At 39.7% G+C, this 12,738-nt stretch carries 8 protein-coding genes and 1 pseudogene; 6 read left to right on the top strand and 3 right to left on the bottom strand.

Annotation, left to right across the window (positions count from 1 at the left end; genetic code table 11):
- The first annotated feature begins 16 nt into the window (after positions 1-16).
- The 4 genes and pseudogenes from KZC02_RS16815 (at position 17) to bshC (ending at position 7,907) form a co-directional block, all read left to right on the top strand.
- Positions 17-1,132, top strand: a complete 1,116-nt coding sequence (locus KZC02_RS16815; protein WP_221389772.1) for a glycosyltransferase — start codon at positions 17-19, stop codon at positions 1,130-1,132.
- Between the two features lie 14 nt (positions 1,133-1,146).
- On the top strand, positions 1,147-4,023 hold the full coding sequence (locus KZC02_RS16810) for a putative Ig domain-containing protein (RefSeq protein ID WP_221389771.1): 2,877 nt from the start codon (positions 1,147-1,149) through the stop codon (positions 4,021-4,023).
- 153 nt (positions 4,024-4,176) lie between these two features.
- A pseudogene (locus KZC02_RS16805) lies at positions 4,177-5,990 on the top strand (acyl-CoA dehydrogenase family protein).
- 360 nt (positions 5,991-6,350) lie between these two features.
- Complete coding sequence (bshC, locus tag KZC02_RS16800) at positions 6,351-7,907, top strand: bacillithiol biosynthesis cysteine-adding enzyme BshC (protein WP_221389770.1); 1,557 nt, start codon at positions 6,351-6,353, stop codon at positions 7,905-7,907.
- Between the two features lie 171 nt (positions 7,908-8,078).
- Here bshC and KZC02_RS16795 read toward each other — a convergent pair whose 3' ends face one another.
- From KZC02_RS16795 to KZC02_RS16785, 3 genes are all read right to left on the bottom strand, one after another.
- Positions 8,079-9,089 (bottom strand): hypothetical protein, encoded by a 1,011-nt coding sequence (locus KZC02_RS16795; RefSeq protein ID WP_221389769.1) that lies wholly within the window; start codon positions 9,087-9,089, stop codon positions 8,079-8,081.
- 1 nt (position 9,090) lies between these two features.
- Positions 9,091-9,705: a hypothetical protein gene (locus KZC02_RS16790; RefSeq protein WP_221389768.1), complete on the bottom strand. Its 615-nt coding sequence runs from the start codon at positions 9,703-9,705 to the stop codon at positions 9,091-9,093.
- Positions 9,706-9,825: 120 nt separating this feature from the next.
- Positions 9,826-10,392, bottom strand: coding sequence for an RNA polymerase sigma factor (locus tag KZC02_RS16785; protein ID WP_221389767.1), 567 nt, complete (start codon positions 10,390-10,392; stop codon positions 9,826-9,828).
- 213 nt (positions 10,393-10,605) lie between these two features.
- Between KZC02_RS16785 and KZC02_RS16780 the strand changes: the two genes are divergently transcribed.
- Together KZC02_RS16780 and KZC02_RS16775 are read left to right on the top strand one after the other, a co-directional pair.
- Entirely contained in the window at positions 10,606-11,829 is a 1,224-nt protein-coding gene (locus tag KZC02_RS16780; RefSeq protein WP_221389766.1) for a 4-hydroxy-3-methylbut-2-enyl diphosphate reductase, read from the top strand.
- Positions 11,830-11,876: 47 nt separating this feature from the next.
- Complete coding sequence (locus tag KZC02_RS16775) at positions 11,877-12,686, top strand: Fic family protein (protein WP_221389765.1); 810 nt, start codon at positions 11,877-11,879, stop codon at positions 12,684-12,686.
- Positions 12,687-12,738: the final 52 nt, after the last annotated feature.

Below are 12,738 nucleotides of genomic sequence, written 5' to 3'. Positions count from 1 at the left end.
GCTTCCAAATATTTTCATGGAAAAATCTAAACAACGTATTCTTTTCTTTACTCCTTATGCAACGCGTACCGGTTCGGAAATGATGCTATTGTATATCATTCAAAATATAGACCGAAACCGTTTTGATGTTGGAATTGTAAGTTTTGCCAATGGCGAATTACTAAAAGAACTCCCTGCTGACATACCTGTATTTATCGTCCCAAAAGATTATAACCTTTTACAAAAGATTAAATTTCAACTCGGAATTAATCCTACGTTAAATTATTTACGAAAAATTGCGAAAGAATTTAAAGCTGATTTCTGGTACATTAACACAATGATGCTTCCTGAAACGGTCGCGATCGCAAAGGAATTCTCTATCAGATTTATAACACATTTTCATGAGCTGCCTTTGACGTATGCCGTTCTGAGCAGATCTGATATAAAAAATATTATCGACTATTCAGATTTAATAATTGGCTGTTCGCAAGTTACCTGTAAGGCAATTGAGCAGGCAGGAGGTAAAAATACTGCACTCCTGTATTCGTTTATTGATACAGAAAAAGTCACAAAAAACCAAGAACGGACCGCAGAAATACGCAAAACCCTTGGTATTCCTAAAGATGATTATATTTGGATACTGTCAGGAATGACTTCGGAAAGAAAAGGATTTGATCTTTTGCCTGATATTGCCGAGGAGCTGAATGATCCCCATGTACACTTAATATGGGTTGGTGACAAACTTGGTGACGGCCTGACCTATTACACCGAACAGAGATGCTCGGATACAAAATCAAAAACGCATATACATTTGGCGGGTAAACAAAAGGACGATTATTATAACTATCTCAATGCAGGTAATGGTTTCTTACTTACTTCCCGCCAAGACCCTTTCCCTTTGGTCATGATAGAAGCGGCGCTGCTGGGAAAACCAATTATTTCCTTTCCTTCCGGAGGAGTTTCAGAGTTTGTGGAGGAAGGCATGGGTATTGTAACACAAGACCTTAGTGTGAAACAAATGGTGGATGCCATGCGTAAAGTAATGAGCGGCGAAGTTCTAACAAATGCTGAGAAAAGTATAAAAAGAGCCGGTCAATTCAATGTAAAAAACGGATATGAGAACTGGATTGAAATAATTGACAAAATACAATAGTAAAGACTTTATTTATGGCTTCATTTTCCAGACTATTAATCAGATATAGCTTCATCGGTTTGATTCTCTTGCTTTTTGCAGGCAATGAAGCTGATGCGCAGGATCAGTCTACATTAAGTGAGGCAGACCCTCAGCGTTATCTGGCGCTCATGTCCCTGAATCTTACGGTTGAAAAAGGTTCCGAACTTGACCTTATTAAGCTGGCAAAGCAAAACGGCCTCAATTCGGTCTATCTCACAATTCCATGGGATAAAGTGTATATCAATTCTCCAACCGAAACACCTAACTGGCCAAGGTTTGACGAACAGATACAATTGGCTACAAGCTTAGGAATGAAAGTAGCAATAAGAATTCACCTGGGCAGAGCGGCTTCCAGAATTAATGGTTTCTGGGAACCTTCGGACAGCCAGTTCAGCAACACCAACGTGCCTGCATTGGGTGGATACCTGGATACTTATTTTGGATTTGATAACCGGCCTATAGTTAACCGGGCTGCTGCTTTTGTAAAAGAAGTTACAGAAAGATATAAATACCTACAAACCGCCAAAAATCTGTTATTCATATCCGTTACCAACACGCCAACTCAGGAAGGAGAATATCCCGTTGGTTTAATTGCCGATGGCAAAGACCAGTCAGCCATTTATGATTATTCACCTCGAATGGTCAAAGGTTTTCAGGCATGGCTAAAAGCTAATTACAAAAAAATAGAGCGGCTCAACTTTTTGTGGGGCACCAATTATAAGACATTTGACGAGGCACCGGCGCCTGCTACCAACTGGGATGTTTTTCAATCGTTCAGGCAGCGCTATGGAAAAGACTGGTACATCTACCGGCACCTGATGTTTAAACAATATTTGAATCAAATGATTTCTACTGTAAAATCAGTTGATCCTACAATCAAGTTTGTTTCAGATCATGGCTCTGTTTTCGACGGTTTATCTGCATTAAGAGGAACATTGGCGTATAAGGACCTGAATGAAAATGCGGACGGAATTAAAGTAAATAATGGCCTGGCCTATGATCACCGTTGGGCAGTAGATATTCTCAGAAGTGATGCCCCTGCCAGCTTTATTGCAGCGAATGAAGTATTCCCTGACGCATCCCTGGACAATGCAACACATTTGAAACAGATAAATGAAAATTTTGAAAATGGAGCCAATGTCATTTCAGTAGTAATATCCACAACCGGCCAAATGCAGCAGGCCCAGACTTTCTTACAGCAGGCATCAGCGAACTGGCTGAACAAACCAATTGTCCCTATTCAATATGCTGATGAAGTAAGTTACAAGCTTTCTGCCGCAGTCGAAAAGTCAGGTGCTACCAATGTTATATACAGTGAATGGGCCAGAAGGGCTTATGCGGATCCGGCTAATCCAAAACCAGTCCGTATAAAACTCGATGAAGACCTTTTGTCGCCTGATTATTGGAATGATGCATCAAATTATGCCCCTTATGTTTTCAGGCCGATTCCCATGCAGATTATTCAGGTAAATAAGGACTTTAATTATGCATTACCTACTGACACATTTTCCGATGTAGATGGTACGATTGTACGGATGGATGCAGGTGCACTTCCCGCTTGGCTTACTTACGAAGCTGGCCGCCTGAAAGGGAAACCAACCGTATTGGGAGACTACCGTATATTAGTAAAAGGTATAGATGATGAAGGGGGTATCAGTGAGGCCTACTTCACGATCCGTGTGGATACCAAAGAAAATGCAAATAAACCGCCAACGGTCAACAGTAATTTTTCTAACCAGACAATTGCCATTGACAAAGCATTTAATTACACAATACCTAAAGATGCGTTTTTAGATGCAGACGGAACCGTTACAAAAGTAGAAGTAAGCGAACTGCCTTCATGGCTTGCATATACCAACGGCGCCCTGTCGGGAACACCAAATGTACTGGGCAGTTATCGTGTTATTATAAAAGCATATGATGATCTTAACGCTTTTGTAGAAACCTATTTCACCATTAAAGTGGTAGAACCCCAGTTTCTTAACAATGCCCCGTTTGCTCAAAAAGCTTTACCAGTAAAATACGCTAATGTAAACCAGCCGTTTAATTACATTTTACCAAGTGATATTTTTGGCGATACTGATGGTTATATTTCAACAATTGCGTTACAAAACCGGCCTTCCTGGCTTGATTTCTCATTGAATGTTTTTTCAGGAACACCAACACAGGAAGGTGACTACCGCCTGATTATCCGGGCATATGACAATGGTGGCGCATACGTAGAGATCCCGTTTATACTCAGGGTAGAAATCCCTAAACTTACATTTGAGCTGGCCAGAGGCGGTAGTGCTGTTAACCAGCAGGTTTTGCGAACGCTCGGAGCAGATGATGTTATTCCATACGATTCACTTCCTCCATTGATCAATATTTTTGCTTATGGTAATTTTGAATTTGACCAGGTTCATTTCGATTTGAAAGGGCCGCAAAATATCAGCTCATCTACCTCAAAATTTCCGTATGCATTATTTGAAAACACAGGTGGTTTTACGCCTTTTGTTGGCCGTTATACATTGACAGTAACTGCAACAAATAAGGATTCGGCGATTATTTCAAATTCTATCCAGTTCAGTATTTCTTATGGCAGCGACGTTGACATAGCGCGGGATATTAAGGAATGGCAATTTTATCCAAATCCGGTGGAAACTGTTCTTAACATTAAGCTGCCTGCCGATTTGTTAAGTAAAGACATAGAATATTATCTGATTCATTCATCAGGAAAGAAAATGCCGCTTCCTGTCAGTTATATTCAAAGTTATGACCAGCTAATCAGCATGGACCTGTCATCACTCGGTATTTCTTCCGGCATTTACTTTGTCCGTCTGGAAAGTAACGGAGCACTTTTACATCAGTTTAAGATTTTCAAAAAATAATTTACAATCCTTCAAAAGGCCTTTTATTGCTCAAAAAAATCTGAGACCGTATGCCAGCATAATATTAATATTAATGATATATTTGCAAGACAAGAAATGGTATGCAAGCATACCATTTCTTGTTAATAACTGACAACTAAAAATACCTTAACCATGGCCGTTGCAGAAGATAAAAAAACGTCGATTAAAGGAGGTGAATTCTTGCTGAAAGAAACACCTGCATCACAAATTTTTATTCCTGAGGAGTTTAGTGAAGAGCAAAAAATGATTGCAGATACTTGCCGGGATTTCTTGAAAGCGGAAGTCTGGCCGAGGCTGGATGAAATTGATCAGGCTAAAAGTCCTGACCTAATGGCTTCGCTGATGGACAAAGCAGGAGAATTAGGCCTGTTAGGTACGGTAGTTCCCGAAGAATACGGCGGTTTTGGAATGGATTTTAATACATCTATGCTGGTTGCAGAAGCAACAGGTGCAGGCAACTCTTTTTCAGTGGCACTTTCGGCTCATACCGGAATTGGCACGCTACCGATCCTGTATTATGGCAATGAAGAACAAAAGCAAAAATACTTACCCAAATTAGCCTCAGGAGAATGGAAAGCAGCCTATTGCCTTACAGAACCAGATTCCGGATCCGATGCGAATTCAGCTAAAACCAAAGCAAAATTATCCGCTGACGGAAAGCATTTTGTAATCAATGGCCAGAAAATGTGGATAACCAATGGCGGGTTCGCCGATGTGTTTATTGTTTTTGCCAAAATTGAAGAAAACGGACAAACCGATAAAAACCTGACAGCGTTTGTTGTAGAAAAAGGTTTTGGAGGGATAACAATGAATGAACCTGAGCACAAAATGGGTATTAAAGGCTCAGATACTAGACAGATATTTTTTAATGATTGTGAAATACCTGCTGAAAACATGCTTTCCGAGCGTGGAAATGGTTTTAAAATAGCTGTAAATATTCTGAATATAGGCCGTATAAAATTAGCTGCGGCGGCTTTGGGCGGCGCCAAAAGGGTAACAAAGCAGGCTATTAATTATGCGAATGAACGCAAGCAGTTTGGAACATCCATTTCGAGCTTCGGAGCGATCAAGTTCAAACTGGCAGAAATGGCCATTGGCATGTTTACAACAGAGTCAGCAGCTTATCGTGTTGGGCAAAGTATTGATGACCTTACAGTTACATTAAGAGAAAAAGGCTTGTCTGAATCAGAATCCAAACTGAAAGCATTGGAGGAACTGGCAATTGAATGTGCTATTATGAAAGTACACGGGTCGGAAATCCTCGATTATGTAGTAGATGAAGGCGTACAGATATACGGGGGGATGGGCTTTTCTGCGGATTCCCCAATGGACAGAGCCTACCGCGACAGCCGTATTAACAGGATTTTTGAAGGTACCAATGAAATCAACCGGTTGCTGGTAGTTGATATGTTGTTAAAACGAACCATGAAAGGACAGCTCGATTTGATGGGGCCGGCCATGGCAGTGGGAAAGGAAATTATGTCAATTCCTGATTTCAATGCCGAGGAAGACGACGTTATGTTTGCCGCCGAAAAAAGGTGATCAAAAACCTCAAAAAAGCTATTCTGATGGTGGCTGGTGCAGCTGTCCAAAAATTCATGATGAAACTTTCCGAAGAACAGGAGATTATCATGAACCTGGCTGATATGGTAATAGAAACCTATGTAGCAGAATCCGTACTTCTTCGCGTTGAAAAACGAATTGAATTGCTCGGAGCAGACGCAAACGCTTTATATAAAGACATCGCTCTTGTTTACCTTAACAGGGCAACCGAAAAAGTAAATAATGCCGGAAGATCGGCAATAACCAGTTTTGCAGAAAGTGATGAGCTGCGGGTTATGCTAATGGGATTGAAACGATTTACTAAAATTGAGCCCATGAACCTGAAAGATGCCCGCCGCAGAATTGCCGATGAGCTCATTGCAAAAAATGATTATGCACTTTAAAACACCTCAGGAAGCTATTTACAATAAATAACCTGCGAAACTAAAAACCAAAAATTATACGAAGAAAGCCGGAGCTTATTCAGTTCCGGCTTTCTTTGTAACAGCAATATGTGACGTCATATACAACAGGGCTTTGGCATGAATATCTTTATATCCTTTCCTTATCTATTTGTAAAACAGATATTTATATTTGCCGCATAATTGCACTTTAAATGAAGAACTTCGCTCCCGGCAGTATCAAATTTAAGATGTCAATGAAATCCTGAACTTTAACGATATTTGCAGAGTTTCTTTTGAAGTAAATGTATATCAAAATCAATCGCGTTGGATTCTCTACCAGTTACTGAAAAACCACCTTTCATGACCCTTAAAAAAGTGGATCTGCGTAATACAGGACAGTTTCCTGCATTACTTCTTGATTATCTCGACCAGAAACCTTCGTTACAGGAATTTTACAGTGTTTACCCAACTATTGACAATGCACGTAAAGCTATTGACAGCAGAGTAGATTTTGATCAGGAAAAACGGCAGACACTGGTTCAGGTTTTAGAGAAACAATACCATGGAAGTCCGTATAAACCGGATTTTTCTATTCTTCTGGATGCAAAAACATTTACGGTAACAACAGGCCACCAGCTTAATATTTTTGCAGGCCCGCTGTATATCATTTATAAAATTGTTACAACCATCAAGTTAGCGCAAGAGCTGAAAAAGGCATATCCTGATTGCAATTTTGTGCCGGTTTACTGGATGGCGACAGAAGATCACGATTTTGAAGAAATTGCTTCTTTTCACCTTTTCGGGCAAACGCACAAATGGGAAGGTGAACATAAAGGCGCAGTTGGCAGGCTGGATCCCAAAGAACTCGAAAGTATACTGAAACGTCTTCCTGTAAAACCATTATTATTTGCCAAAGCATATCTGGAAAACAACACGTTGTCAGACGCTGTTCGATGTTATATGCACGAATTGTTCGGGCAGGACGGCCTGATTTGTATAGATGCGGATGATGCGGATTTGAAGCGGCATTTTCTCCCGATAATCAAGCAAGAACTCACAAACCCCATCTCTGAGAAACTTGTTACAGACACTACTAAAAAACTTTCTTCCCTGGGTTATCATACTCCACTGCACGCCAGGGAAATCAACCTATTTTATCTACAGGACAATTTAAGAGAACGTATTGTTCGTGAGGGTGATGCATTCACAGTTTTAAATACAGATATTTCGTTTTCGGAAGGTGAGATTATTGAACTGGCCGATGAGCATCCTGAATATTTTAGCCCGAATGTTGTACTTCGTCCTTTATATGAAGAAGTGATTCTGCCTAATCTTGCATACATCGGCGGGCCTTCGGAAGTACCATACTGGATGCAGTTAAAGGGGATTTTTGATCATTACCAGGTTCCTTTTCCCATGCTGATCCCGCGTAATTTTGGAATGTATGTGAATAGTTCGCAACGTAAAAAGGTTGAGAAATTAAGAATAAATTATGAAGATCTATTTCTGGACCAGGTTGTATTACGCAGAACTTTTGTAGAAAAAACTACGGAGAAATCGCTTACACTGGATGATCAGAAAACTTCATTTTTGTCTGTGTTTGATTCAATACTGGAAAAAGCAGTAGCTGTTGATAAAACAATGGGTGGAGCTGTAAAAGCAGAACAGGCTAAATTGCTGAACTCTCTTGAAAATTTGGAAAAGCGTATCAGAAAAGCAGAAGAAAGAAATCACGAATCAGAAATTGATCAGCTTCTAAACCTCAAAAATAAACTCTTCCCGAAAGGTACTGCTCAGGAACGCTATGACAATTTTCTGAATTTTTATATGGACGATCCACTTTTTATCAGGAAATTCTTTGACGCATTCAGCCCGCTCGATTTCAAATATTATATTTTAATTGAAGATCACGAATAGGTAACAATATAAAAAGAAGCTTCCTCAAAATGCCAAAATCTTGTTACACTGAGCGGAGTCAAAGTGAAAGCTGCAAAGTTTAAATCATTGTGACCCGCGCTTCGACTCCACACAGTGTGAAAGCATATTAGCATTTTGAGAATACTTCTTATAAATAAAAGTATATGATTATCAGTCTTTCAGTTTCACATCTCCGAACTTAGATACAACTGTAATCTTTGTTCCAGAACCAGTTCCGATTTTGCCCTGATATTGTTTTACTTTATAGGATTTATCTTCTTTTGAAGGCTGCTGGGTAAAATTAACATTGGTTGAAGGGTAACTGAAATTGCCATAACTTACTGTTACATTAAAACGATTAGCCTCAGCAGGAAGTATAACCGACGAATAAGCAGCCTGAATATCCACATTACCAACAGAGTTTGTCAGCTCATCAATTTTGAAATTACCTGAGTAACTAAGCTTAATTTTTCCTGATCCGCGCATTGTTCCGATTTTGGCTCCCGAATAATCAATATCCGCATCCAGATCTGTTACATCACCAATACTCAGTTCCCCGAATTTATTGTTTAACAGTAATTTAGTTACCTGTTCAAGCTTAATATTGGAATAATGGCTTTCTATTTTTGCACCATCCATCTTTCCTATATTTGCGTTACCATAATGTACATCAATGTTGTTATCAGCATTTCCCAATGAAGCCGCAGAAAAAGTACCGTATCGCGAATCAATCGTTAATGGCGCCATAAAAGACGGAATATCAGTATTTCCAAATTTGTTGTGGACAATCAGCGCGTTTTCTTTTGGCATATATACCGTGTAATCAATCTGGATAAAGTTTTTTTCTCCTTTTTTGTTATTCCAGCCATTTTGCCCAAACTGGCCTTTATTGATTACCGTAGTAAGATTAATTTTATTTTTTTCCCTTTTTTCATCAATTGCCACCGCACTCAGATATTCCGAAGCACGTCCATCTGTTGACGCATTGGCCGTAATAACAATTTCAACTTTAATTTCTTTTTTACTCCAGAGATTTATTTTTACCTGCCCAAACTGATTATCGACCGAAAGCATATCCTGGTCTTTTACATCAAATACTTTCGTGATATTTCTGCGTTTTTCTACGAGTCCGGAAAGGTCAGGGTCTATTGCATATACTGCTTGCGGCAGTATAGCGGTCATACTAAATAACAGGTGAATTACTATTTTCTTTATCGTCGCCATTTTTGACACTATTAATACGCTGTAAGATATTTATTTGTTGGTTGAGCAGATCAACCTGCCATTGCAAATTCTTTACCATGGCCTGCAATAATGCTTCCTGGTTGGGAGCATTGGATAAATTGGCGCGAAGATTTCCATAACTTACCTCCAGACTTTTCAAATCTGCTGAGAAGTCCTTGTAAAGCTCCGGATTGTTACGTGTCAGCTTAATGATTTCATCCCTCTTTTCATCAATTGCCAACGTATACTGATTGAATTCGCGGGCGTAACCAGGTACTTTGAGCGCCACTGCCGGATCACGGGTTACACCATATTGGTTGTTCAGGTAAACCAGAAATCCTACACCGATCACTACAAATACACCGGCAGCAATCCGCCAGTCGAACCAGGCATTGCGTCCCCAGGATTTTAAAATTTTAGCGTTTTTTTTTGGTTCTGTAAGTGGAGTAGAACCATGGATCTTAGTTTCTATTCGATCCCATAAATCATCCTGAGGCAAGAAATTGTCAAATCCATCTCTATTATCACGCACAAACCGCTCCAGACGATCTTTTTTATCAGAATACTTTTTCATTTGTAACTTACTGGTAAAGTGTAAAGCTCTTGTTTCAAATGTTTATAATTTTAAAAGTTTCAAACGCATACTCCCAAAAACAACCCTTCCATTCTCCCATTCCTTCCTTTCCTCCATTCCTCATCTTTCCATCATTTCCACCAGCTTCCGTTTTGCCCTCATGTATTGCGTTCGGGATGTAGATTCACTGATTCCCAATACTTCCCCGATTTCTTCATGGTCGTATCCTTCAAATAAATAAAGGCTTAAAACTACTCTGTAACCATCCGGCAATCGTAGTACGGCATTACGGATTCGTTCGACTTCCAAAGAATTGTCATCCTCATCCCAAATCGTGATTTCCTCGGAGGGCCCTCCTTCTCCATCCATCGATTCCTGCCATTCATCAATTTCAACCCATTTTACCTTTCTGCTCCTGACCTGGTTGATGGCTTTGTTTACTACAATCTGTTTAAGCCACGCTCCAAATGTCGACTGATGCCGAAACTGGTGCAGGTTTGAGAAAGCATCTACAAAGGCCTCTTGCAAAGCGTCCTCTGCCTCACCAATATGGTTTATGATCCGCATGCAAATGTTGAACATTGCCTTCGAATAGCTTTTATAAAGCTCATATTGCGCTTTACGCTCTCCGAGTTTACATCGCTCCACCAGTTCGACATGCCGGTCAGTGTACAAATTTGTTTTCAAGCAAAAGGTTTAGTTTTGAACGTTCTGAATCAAAGACACCTATCATTTAAAGATGTTGCATATTATCAATAAAAAAATCAAAAATACGTTTCCGAACAAACAGAATGGATAGATTGTTCTTTGAATACGCCATTCGTATCTTTGAGAACTATAGAATTATACTGACTGCACGACGAACCTTAGCCGATCGCTGAAAGCCGACAGCCCATTAATATGAAAACGTTCAATATCCCGGATTTTTACAGAAGCCACATTATAACTCCGATCAAAGAGTTCAGGCGTAAAAATGATAAACTTAAAAGAGACTTTACACCTACTCTGCTGGACTTTGGCCCGGTACAATTTCTGATCGCACGCCATTTCGGATTTTGTTATGGCGTGGAAAATGCTATTGATATTGCCTACAAAGCGATTTCTGAAAATCCTGACAAACGAATTTTCCTGTTAAGTGAAATGATTCACAATCCGGATGTAAACCGTGATCTGACAGACCGGGGCGTAAAGTTTTTAATGGATACAAAGGGAAAACTCCTCATTCCCTGGGAAGAACTGACGCCGGATGATATTGTAATCGTACCGGCTTTTGGAACGACCATCGAAAACCAGAAAAAACTGACGGAACTTGGCATTAACTCCTACATATACGATACAACCTGCCCGTTTGTAGAAAAAGTATGGAACCGTGCGGCACAAATCGGTGAGAAAGATTACACGATTATTGTTCATGGAAAACCTTTTCATGAAGAAACCCGCGCTACTTTTTCCCATAGCAAAGAAAATGCTCCGACCATTGTAGTCGAAAATATGGAACAGACGCAGAAGCTGGCCAAATATATAACAGGTGAAATGCCTGCACAAAACTTCTTTGAAGAATTTCATGGACAATTTTCAGAAGGTTTTAATCCGGAAAAAGACTTGCAGCGTATTGGAGTAGTAAATCAGACAACAATGCTTGCGTCTGATACACAAGGTATTGCAGATTATCTGAAAAACGTTATGATCAGGCATTACAATCTAAGGCCGGAACAGGTCGAAAATCATTTTGCCAATACCCGCGATACGCTGTGTTATGCAACGAACGATAACCAGGATGCTACTTATGCATTGCTCACCCATGATGCCGATGTGGTTATCGTTGCAGGCGGATACAATAGTTCGAATACTTCCCACCTGGTCGAACTTTGCGAGATTAAATTCCCGACGTATTTCATCGAATCCGTTAATAAAATTCTGGATAAGACATTAATCAGGCACTTTAACCTGCATACCAAAGAAGAAATGGTGACAGAAAATTATCTGCCTCAAAATACCCCGGTTCGTATTATGCTTACCTGCGGCGCTTCCTGCCCGGATGCCGTTGTAGAAGGTATTTTATTGAGATTATTATCCTTTTTTGACGGAGCGAAAGCGGTAGATGAGGTGATGGTTGGGTTTTGAAAATTTTAATATGCCCTCAATTAAAAAATTAAACGAATTTTTCACTCATGGAAACGCTGGAAGAACTTACGGTCAAATATCAGCAGGTCACCAAGGGTGTGATTGACTATGAGAAATATAATCTGTATGCCATTTCTCACCATTCCACTGTTATAGAAGGCAATACGCTTACCGAAGTAGAAACACAAGTATTTCTTGATCAAGGTTTAACTGCAAAGGGAAAACCTTTAATGCATCATCTTATGGTCAAAAACCATTTGGAAGCATTACAATTTGTAGTTAATCAGGCTCACAAGAAGACTTCTTTAACACTTTCATTTATCAAACAGGTGGCGGCAATCGTTATGAAAGATACGGGAACAGTTCACAATACTGTTTTAGGTAATTTCGACACCTCAAAAGGCGATTTACGTTTGTTAAATGTTTCGGCAGGAATTGGCGGCAAAAGCTATATGAATTATAGCAAAGTCCCGCAAGCAATGAAGGAGCTATGTCAGGATTTTGAAAGCCATGTAACGGCTGAAAAACTCACAACAAACCAGGTAAATGATCTGGCTTTTCTTCTTCATTATCAATTTGTAACGATTCATCCTTTTGCAGATGGAAACGGCAGAACAGGACGATTATTAATGAACTACATTCAGGCATTCTACGGCAAGCCTTTAACTGTTCTTTTCTCCCAGAATAAAACGGACTATATCAATGCGCTTGTTGAAACACGCAGAGAGGAAAATATTGAAATCTTCCTGGATTTCATGAGAGAGCAACATATTTCTTATCTCCAAAATGAAATTGCGAGATTACTGGAACCTGCTATAACACGGAAATATTTTGGTGGAGTTGGATTATTTTTCTAAAATATGTACTTATTGACTTAATATTCACTGTGCATTCATTATCAATCGCATG

The sequence above is a fragment of the Dyadobacter sp. NIV53 genome (assembly GCF_019711195.1).
Lineage (GTDB): Bacteria > Bacteroidota > Bacteroidia > Cytophagales > Spirosomataceae > Dyadobacter.
Note: the sequence above shows the minus strand (reverse complement) of the source record. Positions and strands in the feature narration are given on the sequence as shown.